General features: G+C 58.1%; 16 protein-coding genes. 11 read left to right on the forward strand and 5 right to left on the reverse strand.

Translation table 11 applies throughout. The annotated features are described in order from the left end of the window. Window positions 1–74: 74 nt before the first annotated feature. The 5 genes from rluE (at window position 75) to purB (ending at window position 4,429) form a co-directional block, all read left to right on the forward strand. On the forward strand, window positions 75–701 hold the full coding sequence (gene rluE, locus D4100_RS04285; RefSeq protein WP_065506148.1) for a 23S rRNA pseudouridine(2457) synthase RluE: 627 nt from the start codon (window positions 75–77) through the stop codon (window positions 699–701). A 61-nt stretch (window positions 702–762) separates the two neighbouring features. Continuing rightward, entirely contained in the window at window positions 763–1,209 is a 447-nt protein-coding gene (locus D4100_RS04290; RefSeq protein WP_065506147.1) for an NUDIX hydrolase, read from the forward strand. Window positions 1,210–1,303: 94 nt separating this feature from the next. Continuing rightward, a complete protein-coding gene (gene mnmA, locus D4100_RS04295) occupies window positions 1,304–2,407 on the forward strand; it encodes a tRNA 2-thiouridine(34) synthase MnmA (protein WP_065506146.1) in 1,104 nt (367 codons plus the stop codon). 2 nt (window positions 2,408–2,409) lie between these two features. After that, on the forward strand, window positions 2,410–3,036 hold the full coding sequence (gene hflD, locus D4100_RS04300) for a high frequency lysogenization protein HflD (RefSeq protein WP_065506145.1): 627 nt from the start codon (window positions 2,410–2,412) through the stop codon (window positions 3,034–3,036). 22 nt (window positions 3,037–3,058) lie between these two features. After that, complete coding sequence (purB, locus tag D4100_RS04305; RefSeq protein WP_065506144.1) at window positions 3,059–4,429, forward strand: adenylosuccinate lyase; 1,371 nt, start codon at window positions 3,059–3,061, stop codon at window positions 4,427–4,429. A 58-nt stretch (window positions 4,430–4,487) separates the two neighbouring features. On the opposite strand, the gene D4100_RS04310 is transcribed toward purB, so the two are convergent. From D4100_RS04310 to pdxR, 3 genes are all read right to left on the reverse strand, one after another. Further along, window positions 4,488–5,189: a GNAT family N-acetyltransferase gene (locus D4100_RS04310; protein ID WP_119803237.1), complete on the reverse strand. Its 702-nt coding sequence runs from the start codon at window positions 5,187–5,189 to the stop codon at window positions 4,488–4,490. A gap of 21 nt (window positions 5,190–5,210) precedes the next feature. Next, window positions 5,211–5,663: a GNAT family N-acetyltransferase gene (locus D4100_RS04315; RefSeq protein WP_065506142.1), complete on the reverse strand. Its 453-nt coding sequence runs from the start codon at window positions 5,661–5,663 to the stop codon at window positions 5,211–5,213. Between the two features lie 135 nt (window positions 5,664–5,798). Beyond that, on the reverse strand, window positions 5,799–7,301 hold the full coding sequence (gene pdxR, locus D4100_RS04320) for a MocR-like pyridoxine biosynthesis transcription factor PdxR (RefSeq protein WP_065506141.1): 1,503 nt from the start codon (window positions 7,299–7,301) through the stop codon (window positions 5,799–5,801). Between the two features lie 310 nt (window positions 7,302–7,611). On the opposite strand from pdxR, the gene D4100_RS04325 reads away from it, so the two are divergent. The 6 genes from D4100_RS04325 (at window position 7,612) to D4100_RS04350 (ending at window position 15,092) form a co-directional block, all read left to right on the forward strand. Further along, complete coding sequence (locus D4100_RS04325; RefSeq protein ID WP_006316775.1) at window positions 7,612–8,328, forward strand: gluconate 2-dehydrogenase subunit 3 family protein; 717 nt, start codon at window positions 7,612–7,614, stop codon at window positions 8,326–8,328. After that, window positions 8,329–10,107, forward strand: a complete 1,779-nt coding sequence (locus D4100_RS04330) for a GMC family oxidoreductase (protein WP_119803238.1) — start codon at window positions 8,329–8,331, stop codon at window positions 10,105–10,107. It abuts the gene before it with no gap. A gap of 20 nt (window positions 10,108–10,127) precedes the next feature. Next, entirely contained in the window at window positions 10,128–11,399 is a 1,272-nt protein-coding gene (locus tag D4100_RS04335; protein WP_119803240.1) for a c-type cytochrome, read from the forward strand. A gap of 352 nt (window positions 11,400–11,751) precedes the next feature. Beyond that, window positions 11,752–12,423 carry a two-component system response regulator PhoP gene (phoP, locus tag D4100_RS04340; protein ID WP_004943295.1) on the forward strand — a complete coding sequence of 224 codons (672 nt, stop codon included), beginning with the start codon at window positions 11,752–11,754 and terminating at the stop codon, window positions 12,421–12,423. A gap of 5 nt (window positions 12,424–12,428) precedes the next feature. Further along, the gene (gene phoQ, locus D4100_RS04345) at window positions 12,429–13,886 is read left to right on the forward strand and encodes a two-component system sensor histidine kinase PhoQ (RefSeq protein WP_006316772.1); all 1,458 of its coding nucleotides are present in this window, start codon (window positions 12,429–12,431) and stop codon (window positions 13,884–13,886) included. 84 nt (window positions 13,887–13,970) lie between these two features. Next, entirely contained in the window at window positions 13,971–15,092 is a 1,122-nt protein-coding gene (locus D4100_RS04350) for a ribosomal protein uL16 3-hydroxylase (protein ID WP_006316771.1), read from the forward strand. Between the two features lie 107 nt (window positions 15,093–15,199). Here D4100_RS04350 and D4100_RS04355 read toward each other — a convergent pair whose 3' ends face one another. Both D4100_RS04355 and pepT read right to left on the reverse strand, forming a co-directional pair. Continuing rightward, window positions 15,200–16,288, reverse strand: a complete 1,089-nt coding sequence (locus D4100_RS04355) for a malate/lactate/ureidoglycolate dehydrogenase (protein ID WP_119803242.1) — start codon at window positions 16,286–16,288, stop codon at window positions 15,200–15,202. Window positions 16,289–16,370: 82 nt separating this feature from the next. Next, window positions 16,371–17,606, reverse strand: a complete 1,236-nt coding sequence (gene pepT / locus D4100_RS04360; RefSeq protein ID WP_119804108.1) for a peptidase T — start codon at window positions 17,604–17,606, stop codon at window positions 16,371–16,373. Between the last annotated feature and the right edge of the window lie 9 nt (window positions 17,607–17,615).

Below are 17,615 nucleotides of genomic sequence, written 5' to 3' on the forward strand. Positions count from 1 at the left end.
CTCGAATATTCAGTCCGCGCCAATCCGAAACGGATTCGGTTATAATGCGCCTATCATCCGTAATCTCAACTGTTATGAAAAAATTCCCTGTTAAAAATCACAACGTTAAACGATTCAGCCGACCGAATGCCGCCAAACCCGCTGTAGCACAGGGTCCGCGCCGCGTGGTGTTATTCAATAAGCCCTTCGATGTGCTCCCCCAATTTACCGATGAGGCCGGCCGCGCCACGCTGAAAGAATACATTCCTTTTCCCGATGTATACGCCGCCGGGCGGCTGGATCGCGACAGCGAAGGATTATTGGTGCTGACCAATGACGGCAAGCTGCAAGCGCAGCTCACCCAGCCGGGCAAACGCACCGGTAAAGTGTATTACGTCCAGGTGGAAGGCGCGCCGCAGGAAGCCGATCTGGCGCCGCTGCGCAGCGGCGTGACGCTCAAAGACGGCCCCACTCTGCCGGCCGGCGTGGAGTTGGTCAGCGAGCCGGAATGGCTGTGGCCGCGCAACCCGCCGATCCGCGAACGCAAGGCGATCCCCACCGCCTGGCTGAAAATCACCCTGTTCGAGGGCCGAAATCGCCAGGTGCGTCGCATGACCGCGCATATCGGGTTCCCTACCCTGCGCCTGATTCGCTACAGTATGGGCGAGCTTTCCCTGGGTGCATTACAACCTGGCGAATGGAAAACCCTTGATTCGCTGTAGTCAACTGCGGGAAAAACCAAGGGTATGCCAGCACATCAACCAGCCGCTGTAAGGGGCCGTTATGTTTAAACCGCACGTCACCGTTGCCTGCGTGGTTCACGCCGCCGGGAAGTTTCTGATCGTCGAAGAGACCATCAACAATAAAGCGTTATGGAATCAGCCGGCCGGCCACCTGGAGGCCGATGAAACCCTGGTGCAAGCCGCCGAACGCGAACTGTGGGAAGAAACCGGCATCCGCGCCACGCCGCAGTCGTTCCTCAAGCTGCACCAGTGGATCGCCCCGGACAACACGCCGTTTTTGCGCTTTTGTTTTGTCATTGAGCTGGAGCATCCCCTGCCCACCGAGCCGCAAGACAGCGATATCGACCGCTGCCTGTGGCTGAGCGCCGAAGAGATTTTACAGGCACCCAACCTGCGTTCCGCGCTGGTTGCGGAAAGCCTCCGCTGTTACCAGCAGCCGGAGCGCTATCCGCTCTCCTTGGTCAGCAGCTATGATTGGCCGTTCTGAGATGAATAAGTGCCGTGCGCCGGCGCGGCCAACGTGGTAAAATCCTGCGCTTGTTTTTTATCGCACGGTTCGTGTTCAAGTTCGTGAGACTCCCATGTCAGATAACAGCCAGAAAAAAGTAATCGTCGGTATGTCCGGCGGCGTCGACTCTTCCGTTACTGCCTATTTGTTACAGCAGCAGGGCTATCAGGTCGCTGGGCTGTTTATGAAGAACTGGGAAGAGGACGACGACGAAGAATATTGCTCCGCAGCGACCGATTTGGCCGACGCGCAGGCAGTATGCGACAAACTCGGCATCGAGTTGCATACGGTGAACTTCGCGGCAGAGTACTGGGACAACGTTTTTGAGCTGTTCCTCGAAGAGTACAAGGCCGGCCGCACGCCGAACCCGGACATCCTGTGCAATAAAGAAATCAAATTCAAAGCCTTCCTGGAGTTCGCCGCAGAAGATCTGGGGGCTGACTTTATCGCCACCGGGCACTACGTGCGCCGCCAGGACGTGGACGGCAAAAGCCGCCTGCTGCGCGGCGTCGACGGCAACAAAGACCAAAGCTACTTCCTGTACACCCTGAGCCACGAGCAGGTCGCGCAAAGCCTGTTCCCGGTCGGTGAACTGGAAAAGCCGGAGGTGCGCCGCATCGCCGAGCAACTGGAGCTGGTTACCGCCAAGAAAAAAGACTCTACCGGCATCTGTTTTATCGGCGAGCGCAAATTCCGTGATTTCCTCGGCCGCTACCTGCCGGCGCAGCCAGGCCCTATCGTCAGCGTCGATGGCCAGACCGTCGGCGAGCATCAGGGGCTGATGTATCACACCCTCGGCCAGCGCAAAGGGCTGGGCATCGGCGGCATGAAGGACAGCAGCGAAGATCCGTGGTACGTGGTCGACAAAGACGTCGCCAACAACGTGCTGGTGGTCGCTCAGGGGCATGATCACCCGCGCCTGATGTCCACTGGCCTGATCGCGCAACAGTTGCATTGGGTCGATCGCCTGCCGCTGAGCGGGCCATTGCGCTGTACGGTGAAAACCCGTTACCGCCAGCAAGATATCCCTTGCACCGTTACGCCGCTGGATGACCAGCGCATCGAAGTGCGTTTCGACGAGCCGGTCGCCGCCGTCACCCCAGGCCAGTCAGCCGTGTTTTATCAGGACGAAATCTGCCTCGGCGGCGGCATTATCGAACAGCGTTTACAGGAGTAACCGTGGCGAAGAATTATTATGACATTACGCTGGCGATGGCTGGAATCAGCCAGTCGGCGCGTCTGGTCCAGCAGTTGGCGCACGAAGGGCAATGCGATAAAGACGCCTTGCATGTCTCGTTGAGCAGCCTGCTGCAAATGGATCCGCCTTCCACGCTGGCGGTGTTCGGCGGTGAAGAACGCAACCTGAAAATGGGCCTCGAGACGCTGATGGGCGTGCTCAATGCCAATAACAAGGGGCCGGGTGCCGAACTGACTCGCTACACCATCAGCCTGATGGTGCTGGAGCGCAAGCTCAACGCCAACAAGCAGGCGATGGACCAGCTTGGCGAACGCCTCGGCCAGCTGGAGCGCCAGTTGGCGCATTTTGATTTGGAATCAGACACCATTATCAGCGCGCTGGCCGGCATTTATGTCGACGTGGTCAGCCCGCTCGGGCCGCGCATCCAGGTGATAGGATCGCCGGCGATCCTGCAGAACACCCAGGTGCAGGCCAAGGTTCGCGCCACGCTGCTGGCCGGCATCCGTGCCGCCGTGCTGTGGCAACAGGTTGGCGGCAGCCGCCTGCAATTAATGTTTTCTCGTAATCGTCTGTTTAAACAGGCGCAAAATATCGTTGCTCATTGTTAATCGATCCCAGGAGTTGCTACCGATGGAATTATCCTCACTGACCGCCGTTTCACCCGTTGATGGACGCTACGGTGATAAAGTCAGCGCACTGCGCACCATTTTCAGCGAATACGGTCTGCTGAAATTCCGCGTGCAGGTTGAAGTACGTTGGCTGCAAAAACTGGCCGCCTGCGCAGAAATCAAGGAAGTTCCCGCTTTTGACGCCGACGCAAACGCTTTCCTCGACAAGATCGTCGCAGAATTCAGCGAAGAAGACGCGCAGCGCATCAAGACTATCGAACGCACCACCAACCACGACGTGAAAGCGGTTGAGTATTTCCTGAAGGAAAAAGTGGAAGCCGTCCCTGCCCTGCAGGCGGTTTCCGAGTTCATCCACTTTGCCTGCACCTCAGAAGATATCAACAACCTGTCCCACGCGCTGATGCTGCAAACCGCACGTCAGGACGTGGTGCTGCCGTACTGGCGCAAAATCATCGATTCGATCAAGGGCCTGGCGCTGGAATATCGCGACATTCCTTTGCTGTCCCGTACCCACGGCCAGCCGGCGACCCCGTCGACCGTAGGTAAAGAGTTCGCCAACGTGGCCTACCGCATGGAACGCCAGTTCCGTCAGCTGGAACGCGTTGAGATCATGGGTAAAATCAACGGTGCGGTCGGCAACTACAACGCCCACATCGTCGCTTACCCGGAAGTGGACTGGCACCAGTTCAGCGAAGCCTTCGTCACCTCGCTGGGCATCACCTGGAACCCGTACACCACTCAGATCGAGCCGCACGACTACATCGCCGAGCTGTTCGACTGCGTGGCGCGCTTCAACACCATCCTGATCGACTTCGACCGTGATATCTGGGGTTACATCGCCCTGAATCACTTCAAGCAGAAGACCATCGCCGGTGAAATCGGTTCTTCCACCATGCCGCACAAGGTCAACCCGATCGACTTCGAGAACTCCGAAGGCAACCTGGGCCTGTCCAACGCGGTGCTGGGCCACCTGGCCAGCAAACTGCCGGTTTCCCGCTGGCAGCGTGACCTGACCGACTCCACCGTGCTGCGTAATCTGGGCGTGGGCCTGGGCTATGCGCTGATCGCCTATCAGGCGACCATGAAAGGCATCAGCAAGCTGGAAGTCAACCAGGCGCACCTGCTGGACGAGCTGGATCACAACTGGGAAGTGCTGGCCGAACCGATCCAGACCGTGATGCGCCGTTACGGCATCGAAAAACCGTACGAGAAGCTGAAAGAGCTGACCCGTGGCAAGCGCGTGGATGCCGCCGGCATGCAGGCGTTTATCGAAGGTCTGGCGCTGCCGGAAGAAGAGAAAACCCGCCTGAAAGCCATGACCCCGGCTAACTACATTGGCCGCGCCGCCACCATGGTTGACGAGCTGAAATAACCTGTCCGGTCAGAAAACAGAAAGGCGGCCAACTGGCCGCCTTTCGTATTTTAGAACCTCAACGCATAAATGCCTGCAATCGCTGCTTCTGCTGCCCCTGCGCATTGAAGTTGTCGGGGCTCAACCACTGCTCGAAGGCGGCTTTAATGGCCGGCCAGCGATCCGAGGTGATGGCGAACCAATCGGTATCGCGGCTGCGGCCCTTGGTGATCACCGCATACCTGAACCGGCCCTCGTAATTGAACCCGAACCTTGCCGCCGCCTGTCTGGACGGCGCGTTGTGGCTGTCGCACTTCCATTCACAGCGGCGATAACCCAAATCATCGAACAGGTGCCGCAGCATCAGATAAACGGCCTCCGTTGCGCTGGAACGTTGTTTCATCGCCGGCGACCAGCTGACGTGGCCAATCTCCAGCACGCCGTTGCCTTCATCGATGCGCATATAAGCTACGGTGCCGACCGGTGCCTGGCTGGCGCTATCGAACACCGTCATATTCACCAACGCGGGGTTAGCCTGAAGCTGGGTCAGATGTTGCAACATCGCCGCCGCGCTGTCCGGCCGCTCGCTGGGTAAATAGGTCCAGTCGCGGCCATCTGGGGCCAGTTGGAATGCGCTGAACAGGGCGGCATGATCCCGCTGCGGATCAAGCGCTTTCAGAAAACAAAAACGCCCGTCAAGCGGCTCTCCGGCAGGCCGTTGCGGCACCCGCCAATCGGTTAATGGCTCGCCCACCGGCTGCCCGAATTGATTGAACGCCATACAGCCCCTCACAGTCGGTAATTAACGGGTATAGATGATAAACGAACTTCTTTTGCCTATTTTGTCGTACAGCGAACGTGCCGGGGCGTTATATTCCTGCGTCATCCAGTAAACCCGATCGCTGCCCTTTTCATTGGCAAGCTGATAAGCCTGCTTAAATAACTTTTCGGACACCTTCTTGCCACGCGCCACCGGGGAAACATAGAGATCTTCAATATAGCAATAGCCGGCGGAGCTCCAGGTTGAAGGGTGGAAAATCAGGTTCATCAACCCCAGAAGATTGCCGTTTGCGTCTTCCGCCACCAGCCCATAGACCTGCTGATCCGAGCATAAGCGCTCAAAAGTGTGCTCAGTGACCTGCGCGGCAATTTCCGCACGATAAAAATGAAGATATCCCTGCCACAGATCCAACCACTGCGATTTATCGCCGTTTTGTATTTTGCGTACCACAACGTCATTGCTTACTGGGTGCATAGTGCCTCTCTGGTTTTAAGATATTATTTCCACAAGAGAAATAACCTAATGCCAACAGGGTACACCGGCCATTGCGGGCTGAATACAGACCAATTAATAACAGTGAGCAGACCAATTTTGACGACATAAACGCCTTTAATCGGCCTGCGGCAGCGCGCTGAAAACAGAGGATAATTTTTTGATGAACTTGACGATTTCATCCGGTGTGTAGGCCGAGAAGCCAAACACCAGCGCCCCTTCCCGAGGTTGGCCGGTGTAAAAATCCGCCAACCCATAGACCTTCATTCCCTGCGCGGCGGCGGCCTGAATCAAGCGCCGCTCGGTAGCCGCATCCGCCAGCGGGCATACCAATTGCAACCCGCCCTGCGGCAGCGGCGGCCGGGTCCAGGCAGCAAGATACTGATGGACCGCCGCATGCAGAATATCGAGCCTGGCCTTATACAGCTTGCGCATATTCCTTAAGTGTTCGGCATAAAAATCGCCATTTAAAAAGCGGAACAGGGTCATTTGCGGCAACGCAGAGGTATAACCATCCTGGAATTGTTTGGCGGCCACCATAGGCTTGATCAACTGTGGCGGAACGATGATAAAACCAATGCGCAGCCCCGGAAACAGGGTTTTGCTGAAGGTGCCGATATACAGCGTGCGTTGATATTTATCCAACCCCTGTAACGAGGCCCTGGTCAGCCCGTCATAATTGAATTCGGAATCGTAATCATCTTCAATAATCCAGGCCTTGTGCTGCTGCGCCCATTCCAGCAATTTTAATCTTCTGTCGATGCTGAGCGAATGCCCCAGCGGATAATGATGAGATGGCGTGACATACACGCCCCGCCCGATGTGGCGCGCGTCGATTAATGCATCAATATCCATTCCGTCATGATCGACCGCGACAGGCTGGGCGATGATCCCCGCAGACTGCACCAGCTTTTTAGCCCCCTGATAACCCGGCTCTTCAACAAATACCCTGTCGCCAGGATTGAACAACACCTGGGTACACAGCGACAGCGCCTGTTGGGAACTGGTCAGCACGATAACCTGCTCCACACTGGCCTTAACGCCCCTTTCACGCCGCAGATACTCAATGATCTCGCCCCTCAGCTCCACCAATCCCTGGGGATCGGCATAGCCCAACAGACGTTCGCCGTACTGCCGAACCGCCAGCCTTTCCAGTTGCAGCCAGTTATCTATCGGGAACAGCCGCAGGTCAGGCAGTGACGGCGTAAGTGAACTGGCGCGGCTGGTATGCGGCACATGGGCGGCCACCAGCAACGAGCGGCCATGCGCGCTCAGTTCCCGCTCCGCCAGCAGTGCACTTTCGGCATCGCCCGCCGCCAACAGCTCGCGGCCAATCAGGGTGCTTCGCTGATAACTGACAAAGCTGCCGCGCCCTACCGCGCGGGCAATGTAGCCTTCGGCTTCCAGTTGGGCATAGGTCAGCTCTACGGTAGCGCGTGAAATCCCCAACCGGGCAGCCAGCACCCGGCTGGGGGGAAGTTTCGCCAGATATTGCAGCTCCCCCGCCGTCACCTGCTGTTTGATAGTCAGATGCAACGCCGCTTTGCGCGTCATGCCCTGTTGCAAATGCCGGACAAAGGTAGCCTGTAGGCTGTCTGGGGAGGTGGGGCTGTGTTTCATGGTGCTCCGGTCTGAGGGAGGGGGGTGTTTTACGGCCCCACTTTACCTTATTTCAGCCCCTTCGCGGGCATACCAGGAAAATGTTCGGAATCAAACCCACTGTAAATAAAATGTTTTGAAACAGATCATTTATTGTTCCATTTACCGCGCAAGCCCTACACTTAAACAACCATACAATTAGCAAGCTAATTATATGGTTGATCTAATTTCCATAACCCGACCTTGCCCGTTTACTGCTGCCGGATAGCGGCGGTGCAGGCTCGTCTTGCCTGCGCGGGCATTTACTGTGAAACATGTTCAAGGTGGAATTATGTCGCAACAGCACAACCCCACGCCGCCTCGGCGTACCTTTCTAAAAAAGACCCTGGCATTAATCCCGTTGGCCGCCGCGAGTAGCGGCATGATGGCGCTGGAAACGAAAGCCGCGCCCGCCGCCGGCGTCTCTGCCCACTATGTGCCGGTTTATTTCAATAACGACGAATGGCGTTTTCTGCTGGCAGCCTGCGATCGGCTCATCCCGAGCGATGCTAACGGCCCCGGCGCGGTAGATCAGGACGTACCGGTGTTTATCGACAGGCAAATGGAAACCCCCTACGGCCACGGCGGGCTGTGGTATATGCATCCGCCGTTCGTGCCTTCCGCGCCGGAATTGGGCTACCAGTCCAAATTGACGCCACGTGAAACCTATCGAACCGGCATTCGCGAGATTAATGCCCACTGCCGGCGGCAGTTCCAAAAAGCCTTTGCCGATCTCGGCCACGCCGAGCAGGAACAGTTGCTGACGGCGCTGGAACACGGCCAACTGGATTCCGATTCTCTGCCCGGCACGCTGTTTTTCAATCAACTGCTGGCCAATACCAAAGAGGGGTATCTGGCCGACCCGGTTCACGGCGGCAATCAGACATTGGCCTCATGGAAGTTGATCGGTTTTCCCGGCGCACGGGCGGATTACACCGATTGGGTCAACCGGCCCAATCAGCCTTATCCTCTCGGCCCGGTCAGTATCTCAAGCAAAAGGAATGCATAAATGAGCGCAATTAAAAAACCGCCGGTAGACGTGGTGATCGTCGGGTTTGGCTGGACCGGCGCCATAATGGGAATGGAGTTGACCGAAAGCGGCCTGAGCGTGCTGGCGCTTGAGCGCGGCGAACGGCGTGACACCTACCCGGACTTCGCCTACCCGCGCATTGCCGACGAATTGACCTACGGTATCCGCCTGAAGCTGGCGCAGGAAATGGCGAATGAAACCGTGACCGTGCGCCACACCCCAGCCGACTTCGCGGTGCCCTATCGCCAGCTCGGTTCATTTCTGCCCGGCAACGGCGTCGGCGGCGCCGGCGTTCACTGGAACGGCATGCACTGGCGCGCGCTGCCTTCAGATTTAAAGTTGCATACCACCCTTAATGAAAAATACGGCGCCAAATGGATCCCGGAAGGCATGACGTTGCAGGATTATCCGCTCAGCTACCAAGAGTTGGAGCCTTACTTCGATAAATTCGAAAAGGTCTGCGGCACCGCCGGTAAGGCCGGTAACCTGCAGGGCAACATCATCAACGGCGGCAACCCGTTCGAAGGGCCACGCAGCAGTGAATACCCTACACCGGCGCTAAAACAGCTCTACTCAGGTTCGCTGTTTGGCCAGGCCGCCGAGTCCCTGGGTTACCACCCGTTCCCCGTTCCAGCCGCCAACTGCTCCGAGCCCTACGCCAATACTTACGGTGTCCAGCTCGGACCCTGCAATTTTTGCGGCTATTGCGAGCGCTTCGGTTGCTTTATGTACTCCAAGGCGTCGCCGCAGACCACCATTCTGCCGGTGCTGACCAAACGTAAAAACTTTGAACTGCGCACCCAGGCGCAGGTGATCAAAGTGAATCTGGACAGCAGCGGCAAGAAAGCCACCGGCGTCACTTACATCAACGCGCAGGGGCAAGAGATCGAACAGCCGGCCGAACTGGTGATCCTCAGCGCTTTCCAGTTGCATAACGTTCGCCTGCTGTTGCTCTCCGGCATCGGCAAACCTTACGATCCGGTGACCGGCGAAGGCGTGGTCGGCAAGAACTACGCCTACCAGATGAACAGCGGTATCTCGCTGTTTTACGGCCCGGATACCCACTTCAATCCGTTTATCGGCGCAGGTGCGGCCGGTATGGTGATCGACGATCTGAACGGTGAAAACTTCGATCATGCCGATTTGGGCTTTATCGGCGGCGCCTATATCTCCGCTACCCGCTCCGGCGGGCGGCCGATTCAGCAAATGATGCTGCCGCCAGGCACTCCCGGTTGGGGCAGCGGCTGGAAACAGGGTATCAAGGATAACTACCCGCACTCGATGAGTATCGGCTCCGAAGGCTCGGTGATGCCGTACCGCGATTGCTATCTGGATCTGGACCCGACCTACAAGGACGCTTACGGCCTGCCGCTGCTGCGCATGACTTTCGACTGGAAACAAAATGAGATCAAAATGACGCAGCACATCACCGGCAAAATGGTGGGTATCGCCAACGCCATGAAACCCAAACAGATAGCGGTGTCGGTGAAGAAAACCGGTGACCATTATGATGTGCGGCCTTATCAGTCGACGCACACTACCGGCGGGGCCATTATCGGCGACAGCCCGGCCACCAGCGTGGTGAATAAGTATCTGCAGTGCTGGGATGTGCCAAACGTGTTTGTCACCGGCGCCTGTGCCTTCCCGCAGAACCAGGCCTACAACCCTACCGGTATCGTCGGTGCGCTGGCCTACCACTCGGCCGAGGCGATCCGTAATCAGTATCTGAAAAATCCCGGCCCGCTGGTTCAGGCCTGACGGCATCATAAGGAGCTTATATGAAAGGATTTACCCCTTCACTGTTAGCGCTGGTGATGCTTAGCGCCGGTGCGGCACAGGCGGCCGACGATGCACAAAGGATCCAGCACGGGGAATATCTGGCGCGTGCGGGCGACTGCGCGGCCTGCCATACCGCTCCCGGCGGCGTTCCCTTTGCCGGCGGCCTGAAAATGACCACCCCGATCGGCGCCATTTACTCGACCAACATCACGCCGGACAAACAGACCGGCATCGGCGAATACAGCCAGCAAGAGTTCAGCGACGCGTTGCGCAAAGGCATGGCACGCGACGGCACCCGGCTGTATCCGGCCATGCCCTACCCGTCATTTGCCAAAATCAGCGACGATGATGTGCGCGATCTATATCTGTACTTCACCCGTCAGGTTAAGCCGGTAGCACAGCAAAATAAGAAAAGCGATATTCCCTGGCCGCTGAATATGCGCTGGCCGCTGGCGCTATGGAATCTGGCGTTTCGCGAGGACGGCAGCTACCGGCCGGATGCCAAGCAGAGCGCCGAATGGAACCGCGGCGCCTATCTGGTTCAGGGCCTGGGGCACTGCGGCACCTGCCACACGCCGCGTGGCATCGGTTTCCAGGAGAAAGCGCTCACCCAGAGCGACAGCGCCTATTTGAGCGGGGGCACGCTGGAGGGCTGGCACGCCGCCAGTCTGCGCGCAGACCCGGTCGGCGGGTTGGGCAATTGGCGAACGGAAGATATCACCCGCTTCCTGAAAACCGGCCACAACCCGAGGTTTGCCGCTTTTGGCTCGATGGTGGACGTCGTACAGGACAGCACCCAGCACCTGAGCGACGCCGATTTGCAGGCGATCGCCGGCTACCTGCAATCACTGCCGGGCGACAGCCGGCAAAAGCCGCCGCAGGCCGACGCCAAAACGGCGAAAGCGCTGTTTAGCGGCGATGTCAGCCGGCCTGGCGCGCAAACCTATCTGGATAACTGCGCTGCCTGCCACCGCAGTAATGGCCTGGGTTATCGCGATACTTTCCCGCAGTTGGCGCACAACCCGGCGCTGTTAGACGAGGATCCCTCTTCGCTGATCAGCATTATTATCAACGGCTCCCGCACACCGATGACCGTCAGCGCCCCCACCGGGCTGACCATGCCGGACTTCGGCTGGCGGCTGAGCGACGAACAAGTCGCCCAGGTTGCCAGTTTTGTGCGCAGCAGTTGGGGTAATCATGCCCCGGCGGTGACCGCAGAACAGGTTCGGGAGATCCGTAAAAACAGCGCAGCAAAACCCGCTCGGCAGTAGTTCATCCCGGGCGCGCCTTCTGCGCCCGTCACTTTTCATTACTCAGCAGCCTGCGCTTTAGAGCGCTCCTTCAACACCCGTCTGTTTAAGTTTTGTTTAACTTTGCTCCGCCATTGTTTATTCGGCGTTTATTAGCCCTTGCCGATAATGACGGCGAACATAAAATCGATAGCGCTTATTTCCCGCCAACGCTCAGCGTCTCTTGCGGTAACAGCGGGTTCTACCTACCATAACGTCAACATTCACGATCAATGGGTAAGGTAGCCGCACGCTATCCCTCACACGCTGAAGAGCGTGTACCTTTTAAAGCGGGGTGACAGGATGTTCACCCGCATAGCCACAGGAGTCCGCCATGCGAGTATTGGTTGTTGAAGATAACGGTTTGCTGCGCCACCACCTTTCCGTACAGATGCGCGAGATGGGCCATCAGGTCGATGCTGCGGAAGATGCCAAGGAAGCCGATTATTTCCTGCAGGAACATGCGCCGGACATCGCGATTGTCGATCTCGGCCTGCCGGGCGAAGATGGCCTGAGCCTGATCCGCCGCTGGCGCGCTCACCAGATGAAGCTGCCCATTTTGGTGCTGACCGCACGCGAAAGCTGGCAGGACAAAGTGGCGGTGCTGGAAGCCGGCGCCGACGACTATGTCACCAAACCCTTCCACCTGGAAGAAGTGATCGCCCGCATGCAGGCGTTGATGCGCCGCAACAGCGGCCTGGCTTCCCAGGTGATCGTCTTGCCGCCGTTCCAGATCGATCTGTCGCGCCGCGAGCTGAGCGTCGGGGAACAGCAAATCAAACTGACCGCGTTCGAATACACCATTATCGAAACCTTGATCCGCAATGCCGGCAAAGTCGTCAGCAAAGACTCGCTGATGCTGCAGCTGTATCCGGATGCGGAACTGCGCGAAAGCCACACCATCGACGTGCTGATGGGCCGCCTGCGCAAAAAATTGCAGGCTGAATATCCGCAGGAAGTGATCACCACGGTTCGTGGCCAGGGCTATCGTTTTGATGCGAAGTGAACATCATGTTCAACAAGCATAAAAAACCTTTTTCGCTGCGCGCGCGCTTTTTGATGGCGACCGCCGGGGTGATCCTGGCGCTGTCGCTCTCTTACGGCCTGGTGGCGGTGGTCGGTTATATCGTCAGCTTCGACAAGACCGCCTTCCGCTTGCTGCGCGGTGAAAGCAACCTGTTCTTCAGCCTGGCGCAATGGAAAGACAACAAGCTCACTATCGCCATTCCGCCCGACCTCGATCTCAACTTTCCTACCCTGGTGTTTATTTACGACGACAAGGGCAATCTGCTGTGGAGCCAGCGCCAGTTGCCGGAGCTGGAAAAGCGCATCAACAAAGAGTGGCTGGAGAAATCCGACTTCTACGAAATTGATACCGATACCCGCATCAGTAGCGAAGTGCTGGGCAACAACCCCAAAGCGCAGGATCAGCTGAAAAACTATGACGACAACGACCAAAATGCGCTGACGCACTCCGTGGCGGTCAACACCTACGCGGCAACCTCGCGGTTGCCTGCGCTGACCATTGTGGTGGTCGACACCATCCCGCAGGAGCTGCAGCGTTCGGACGTGGTCTGGGAATGGTTCAGCTATGTGCTGCTGGCCAACCTGCTGCTAGTGGTGCCGTTGTTGTGGCTGGCGGCTTACTGGAGCCTGCGCCCGATCAAGGCGCTGGTGAATCAGGTCGGCGAACTGGAGAACGGTGAGCGCGAACAGCTCGACGAAAATCCCCCCAGCGAGCTGCGCGGGTTGGTGCGCAATCTGAACATTTTGCTGCGCAATGAGCGCCAGCGTTACACCAAATACCGCACCACGCTGTCCGATCTGACCCATAGCCTGAAAACGCCGCTGGCGGTGCTGCAAACCACGTTGCGTTCGTTGCGCACCGGTAAACAGACCACCATCGAAGAGGTCGAACCGATCATGCTGGACCAAATCAGCCGCATCTCGCAGCAAATTGGCTACTACCTGCATCGCGCCAGCATCAGTTCGGGGCAAACGGTACTGACCCGTGAGATCCACTCCGTACCCGCGCTGTTGGACAGCCTGACCGTGGCGCTCAACAAGGTGTATCAGCGTAAAGGCGTGGTGATCACGCTGGATATTTCGCCGGAAGTGACCTTTATCGGGGAAAAGAACGACTTTATGGAAGTGATGGGCAACGTATTGGAAAACGCCTGCAAATACTGCCTGGAGTTCGTTGAAATTACCTCACTTCACTCCGATAAAAACCTCACCATCGTGATCGACGACGACGGGCCGGGCATTCCGGAAAGCAAGCGCGAGCTGATCTTCCAGCGTGGCCAGCGCGTAGACACCCTGCGCCCCGGTCAGGGGTTGGGATTGTCCGTTGCGGCGGAGATCATCGAGCAGTATGACGGTACCATCAGCATCAGCGACAGCCCGCTCGGCGGTGCGCGCATGCAGGTCACCTTCGCCCGCCAGCACGATTCCCATCATCACGAATAAATTCTGTCGTTCCGGCCCCGATCCACGGGGCCAAACTTCCGTTATAATCGCACTCAGGCTCACTCCTTTCTGCTGGAATAGAACATGGATTATCAATTAGATCTGGACTGGAACGACTTTTTGCAACGTTACTGGCAAAAGCGTCCGGTAATTCTGAAGCGCGGCTTCAAAAACTTTATCGATCCAATCTCCCCGGATGAGCTGGCCGGGCTGGCGATGGAAAACGAAGTGGATAGCCGCCTGGTCAGCCACCAGGACGGCCGCTGGCAGGTTGCCCACGGTCCCTTCGAGAGCTTTGACCACCTGAGCGAAAACAACTGGTCGCTGCTGGTGCAGGCGGTGGACCACTGGCATGAGCCTTCCAGCGCGCTGATGCGCCCGTTCCGCCAACTGCCGGACTGGCGGATGGACGACCTGATGATTTCGTTCTCGGTCCCTGGCGGCGGCGTTGGCCCGCACCTCGATCAATACGATGTCTTTATCATTCAGGGTACCGGCCGCCGCCGCTGGCGCGTAGGCGAGAAGGTGCCGATGAAGCAGCACTGCCCACATCCGGATCTGCTGCAGGTTGAGCCGTTCGACGCCATTATCGACGAAGAAATGGAACCGGGCGATATTCTGTATATCCCGCCGGGCTTCCCGCATGAAGGTTACGCGCTGGAAAATGCGCTGAATTACTCTGTGGGCTTCCGCGCACCGAACGGCCGCGAGTTGATCAGCGGCTTTGCCGATTACGTGCTGGCACGCGAGCTGGGCAGCCAACGTTACAGCGATCCGGATATTCAGTTGCGCGACCAACCGGCGCAGATCTTGCCGCAGGAAGTCGACGCTCTGCGTCAGATGATGCTGGATCTGGTTCAGCAACCGGAACACTTCCAGCACTGGTTCGGTGAGTTTATTTCCCAGACCCGCCATGAGCTGGACGCCGCGCCGCCGGAGCCGCCGTATCAGGCCGGAGAAATCTACGAGCTGTTGCAACAGGGTGAGCCTTTGCAACGCCTGGGCGGCCTGCGCGTGCTGCGCGTTGGCGACCGCTGCTTTGTCAATGGCGAGCTGATTGATACCGAACATCTGCAAGCCGCCGACGCGCTGTGTCAGCACTTCAGCGTTAACGCCGCCATGCTGGGCGACGCCATCGACGATCCGTCGTTCCTCGCCATGCTCACCGCGCTGATCAACAGCGGTTACTGGTACTTCAACGACTAACCCCAATAACCCTCGGTTAGAGCCACCCGCTTCGGCAGGTGGCTAATGAGATGGTCCCCACCACCCTGTCAGCGTACCGCTCACAGGGTGGTGGGGACCATAGATTTTTATACCTGCGACGCCCGCGCCCGGTAGCCGTCCAGCTCGTTTTCCGACATGCCGACCTGTTTCGCCGCCGCGCAAATCTGCCGCCAGGTGTTGTCGTCTATCGGGATCCCCCGCTGCAACCGCGCTTCACGGTTCGCTTCTTCCCATTCGCCCGGCACCTCGATCGGCTTGCCGTCGCTTGGCGGCGAAGCCTTGACCCAGTCGATAAACGCCTCGGCCTCGCTCTGCATCTCCGGCGCTTCAAAGGCTTCCGGGTTAAGGATGATGGTGGTCATACAGTTGAAAATGGCGCTGCTGTCGGTCTTCAGTGTGGCGTTATGGGTAGTGCGACCGCCGGAGAGCGCGCCACCGAGAATTTCGCACAGAGTTGCCAGCGCATAGCCCTTGTGGGCGCCGAACGGCAACAGCGAGCCGAAAGGTTGTTCGTGCATCACGCCGGGTTCGGTGGTCGGTTGGCCTTGTTGATCAATCAGGTAGCCCGGTGCCACGCTCAGGCCTTTGTTGTAGGCCACCCGCGTTTTGCCGTAGGCAATGCCGCTGGTGGCGAAGTCCAGCAGCAGCGGCTTTTTACCCTCACGCGGGAAAATCACGCAAAACGGGTTGGTGCCAAAGCGGCGATCGCTGCCGCCGAACGGTGCCACCATCGGGTCACCCACCACGTTGACGAAATGAATGGCGATAAAACCGGCGCGCGCACACTGCTCGGCCCAGTGACCGATGCGGCCGATATGGTGGGAATTATGCAAAGCCACCGCCGCCAGCCCCAACTGCCGGGCACGTTCGATCCCCAGATCCATCGCTTCACTGGCCACCACCTGGCCGAATCCCTGGCCGCCGTCAATCGTCAGCACCGCGCCGGCGTCACGCACCACCCTGGCATGAACGTTAAGCTGCAACTGCCCTTCCGCCAGCGACGCCATATAGCTTGGGATCATGCCGACGCCATGCGAATCATGCCCGGCCAGATTGGCCTGTACCAGATGCTCGGCCACCAGCGCGGCCTCCCGATCCGTGCTGCCTGCGTGGCGCCAAATGGCCTGTACGAATTGCTCAAGGCTTTGGCTGTCGATACGGTGTTCGGTGCTCATAAGACGGGTCCTTGCGCTGAAAAGAGGTTCACAAACACTAGGAGTAAAGCGTGATTGCGGCAAGCAATTATGACAACGGCAATCAACGCTCTCTGGCGCGCTCGGCCGTCAGCGCTGCGATACGCATGATGACGGCCACCGCCTGCTCCATGCCCTCGAGCGAAACGAACTCGTGCTTGCCGTGAAAGTTGTAGCCGCCGGTAAACAGGTTCGGGCATGGCAGGCCGCGAAACGACAGCTGCGCCCCGTCGGTGCCGCCGCGAATCGGCTTCATTACCGGTTCGATATCGCAATCACGCATCGCCTGCTGCGCCAGCGCGATCACATGCGGGTGCTCGGCCACATGCTCGCGCATGTTGTAATAGCTGTCTTCGATCGCCACTTCGATATGGCAATCGCGCGGCAGGCCTTTGCCCACCTGGCGTGCCACTTCAATCATCCGGCGTTTGCGCGCTTCAAAACCTTCATGCTCGAAATCACGCAGGATGTAGTGCATTTCGACACGTTCAACGCTCCCCTTGATGCCACTGAGGTGGTAGAACCCCTGGTAGCCGGCGGTGGTTTCCGGGGTTTCATCCGCCGGTAACGCCTGCTGGATACGGGTCGCCAGCGACAACGCGTTAACCATCACGCCTTTGGCGCTGCCGGGGTGAACGTTGTTGCCGACAATTTTGACCGTCACCGACGCCGCATTGAAGTTTTCGCATTCCAGCTCGCCGACACCGCCACCGTCCACGGTATAGGCCCACTCGGCGCTGAACTCTTCTACGTCAAACAGCTGAGCGCCTTTGCCCACTTCTTCGTCCGGGGTGAAGGCCACGCGAATATCGCCATGCGGGATATTGCGCTGGTGCAACCGCACCATGGCGGTAAGGATTTCGGCAATGCCCGCTTTGTCATCCGCGCCGAGCAGCGTTTTGCCATCCGCGGTGATCAGCGTCTGCCCCAGCATTTGGTGCAGGATCGGGAACATCACCGGCGACAGCACCTCATCGCCAATGCCCAGCGCAATATCGCCGCCGCGGTAATTTTCGACAATCTGCGGGTTAACGTGCTTACTGGTAAATTCCGGTGAAGTATCCAAATGGGAAATAAAACCAATGGCCGGCACCGGCCAGGCAACGTTGCCCGGCAAAGTCCCCATCACGCAGCCATGCTCGCTGAGCGACACCCGTTCAAACCCCAGTTCAATCATTTCCTGTTGCAACGCACGCGCCAGCTTCAGTTGCCCGTCGGTACTCGGCACATGTTTGACGTTCGCTTTAGATTGCGTGTCGAAAGAGACGTAGTTAAAAAAGCGATCAAGTAGTTTATTCATGGTATCCGC

The sequence above is a fragment of the Serratia inhibens genome, assembly GCF_003591175.1.
Lineage (GTDB): Bacteria > Pseudomonadota > Gammaproteobacteria > Enterobacterales > Enterobacteriaceae > Serratia > Serratia inhibens.

What these genes read in the sequence shown, in the direction of transcription:
- D4100_RS04330 (WP_119803238.1), top strand. Translation starts at nt 8,329, where the DNA reads ATGAGCGCAATTAAAAAACCGCCGGTAGACGTGGTGATCGTCGGGTTT.
- purB (WP_065506144.1), top strand. Translation starts at nt 3,059, where the DNA reads ATGGAATTATCCTCACTGACCGCCGTTTCACCCGTTGATGGACGCTAC.
- phoP (WP_004943295.1), top strand. Translation starts at nt 11,752, where the DNA reads ATGCGAGTATTGGTTGTTGAAGATAACGGTTTGCTGCGCCACCACCTT.
- rluE (WP_065506148.1), top strand. Translation starts at nt 75, where the DNA reads ATGAAAAAATTCCCTGTTAAAAATCACAACGTTAAACGATTCAGCCGA.
- phoQ (WP_006316772.1), top strand. Translation starts at nt 12,429, where the DNA reads ATGTTCAACAAGCATAAAAAACCTTTTTCGCTGCGCGCGCGCTTTTTG.
- D4100_RS04350 (WP_006316771.1), top strand. Translation starts at nt 13,971, where the DNA reads ATGGATTATCAATTAGATCTGGACTGGAACGACTTTTTGCAACGTTAC.
- D4100_RS04315 (WP_065506142.1), bottom strand. Translation starts at nt 5,663, where the DNA reads ATGCACCCAGTAAGCAATGACGTTGTGGTACGCAAAATACAAAACGGC.
- pdxR (WP_065506141.1), bottom strand. Translation starts at nt 7,301, where the DNA reads ATGAAACACAGCCCCACCTCCCCAGACAGCCTACAGGCTACCTTTGTC.
- D4100_RS04355 (WP_119803242.1), bottom strand. Translation starts at nt 16,288, where the DNA reads ATGAGCACCGAACACCGTATCGACAGCCAAAGCCTTGAGCAATTCGTA.
- D4100_RS04290 (WP_065506147.1), top strand. Translation starts at nt 763, where the DNA reads ATGTTTAAACCGCACGTCACCGTTGCCTGCGTGGTTCACGCCGCCGGG.
- D4100_RS04325 (WP_006316775.1), top strand. Translation starts at nt 7,612, where the DNA reads ATGTCGCAACAGCACAACCCCACGCCGCCTCGGCGTACCTTTCTAAAA.
- D4100_RS04310 (WP_119803237.1), bottom strand. Translation starts at nt 5,189, where the DNA reads ATGGCGTTCAATCAATTCGGGCAGCCGGTGGGCGAGCCATTAACCGAT.
- D4100_RS04335 (WP_119803240.1), top strand. Translation starts at nt 10,128, where the DNA reads ATGAAAGGATTTACCCCTTCACTGTTAGCGCTGGTGATGCTTAGCGCC.
- pepT (WP_119804108.1), bottom strand. Translation starts at nt 17,606, where the DNA reads ATGAATAAACTACTTGATCGCTTTTTTAACTACGTCTCTTTCGACACG.
- mnmA (WP_065506146.1), top strand. Translation starts at nt 1,304, where the DNA reads ATGTCAGATAACAGCCAGAAAAAAGTAATCGTCGGTATGTCCGGCGGC.